This window comes from Prevotella conceptionensis 9403948 (assembly GCF_000312305.1).
GTDB lineage: Bacteria > Bacteroidota > Bacteroidia > Bacteroidales > Bacteroidaceae > Prevotella > Prevotella conceptionensis.
The window spans coordinates 214,272-216,121 of the sequence record NZ_HE999448.1 but is presented as its reverse complement, the minus strand read 5'-3'; the positions used below and the strand labels follow the sequence as shown (position 1 = coordinate 216,121).

The 1,850-nt window shown below is 53.2% G+C and carries 2 pseudogenes; both read left to right on the top strand.

Annotated elements, in window-relative coordinates:
* A pseudogene (locus tag BN93_RS10225) lies at positions 1 to 769 on the top strand (hypothetical protein); the annotation flags it as partial.
* A gap of 156 nt (positions 770 to 925) precedes the next feature.
* A pseudogene (locus BN93_RS10220) lies at positions 926 to 1,850 on the top strand (hypothetical protein); the annotation flags it as partial.

The following is a 1,850-nucleotide window of genomic DNA, read 5'->3' as shown; positions in this document are numbered from 1 at the left end:
GGCCACCAAGTTTTCGGCCACAAATGTCTTCGCGCCCAGCGGTTTCGAATACGGAAAGAACAACGTGCCATACAGCCCCGAGTTGGCTTGGAAAGCCATAGAACGCTCTGGAAAGCCCGAAGCCACACAGCCCTACACGGCATCCGACGGTAAAACCTATAACCTATATCGGGTGATGGACATGATGGAACTCAACAAAATAACGCCCGAAGTGTTCACCTACGAATATCGGGACACCGACCCCGTGGAGGAGGAACTGGGAAAACTCTTCGTAGACTCGTACAACGACGACTTCATCGACCCCGACACCGATGCGCCAAGGCAACGCTATGGCGAAACCGTGGGGTTGCTCAGGCAGGCACGGAGCCTAGATGCAGGCGCACCACTCGATAGGCTGGGTTTCAAAGGCGTGCTGCAATTCAAGCAAGCCCACATCTGTTTTTCGCTCCAAGTGAAAATCTGCAACATCCTCAACAAAGGCCAGCAGCATGTGGGCGAGCCCGAAAAACCGGCCAAATACGTGAATACGGCCAACAGCGAGAATGGTTACCTGTGGGACTTTAACCAAATACAATCGGGCTGGGACAGTTTCGACATCGACTATCCCCTACCCGTGCGCGTCATCGCCGACGTGAAAGACGGTCAAGCCAAATGCGTTCAAGATGCCAAACGTTTCTATCCCTCGGCAGATGCGGCGCAACTATGGCTCCTCTTCACACAACCCGCCACCTTCTTCTACAAACACCGCAAAAGCGTGGTAGCGATGTAACAGGTGCACACACACCGCACAAACCTATCCAATGGGGCACACCCAGCAATTCAGAAAAGAAACAAAGACATGGATAAAACAAACCAACCAAGTAACGCCAATAAGGCAAATTCGCAAAGAAACGGTGCCGCATGGCGCACGCGAACCATCGTCACAATGCTTGCAGTTGCCACAACGCTCGTCTTCACCTCCTGCGACGATTTCATCTTCGGCAACGTAAACATCAACTACAACGACAATCCGTTGGAGGCAAAACCGATACCGCACAGCGGAGCTGACAAGTATGTAGACAGCCTGAAGAAGATACGCACCACCCAACCCATGGCCAACCCCGACCCCAACTGGGGCATTCGCCAACTGGGCTACGTGCCTGGCCATGTTCAAAGAAGGGCACTCGCACGGCGATGGAATGATGCACGGCAACTTCGTTTACCACAACGCACCGTGGCGACAAGAGCAGTTTGCCATCATACACAACGGCACCGACAAATGGCCTAGCGTACAAGTGCAACGTCAAAGCACCGTTACCTACCTCGAACAATATGCGGGAAAACAAGGTCCCGACTATATCCGCATCATCGGCGGAAAGCTAAAACGTTGGGGGTTGTGCCTCTATTTCTTCGACAAGGAAGGCAAACTCATGAACGACGACATCCTGAACCACTCGGACGAATACCAGATTTTCTTCACCGTAAGCGATGTAGACGACAAAGGAAACCCCTACGAAGTGACCGACTGCCGAGGCACGTGGCATCCCAACAAAAACAAGTTCGGCGAATGGAAAAAAGGTGGAACGGTAGACAACACGCCCGTTCCGTCGCCTTTCTTCGCCGACAAAACCACGTGGAAACAACGTGCCGACGCAACACCCAAAATATTCGAATACACCTATCGCGACACGTGGATACACGATGCAATGGGCGACGGCGCGCGAGAGCTGTTCAACCAAAGGCTGCTACCACCACTTACGCGCAAAGATGCCGACTGGGCCGTGGCCCCATACGACCAAGACCGCGTGGGACTTAAAGGCCATTTCAACTTCGACCTCGATGCCGACGAAAACGCAAGCTGCACAGCGAAT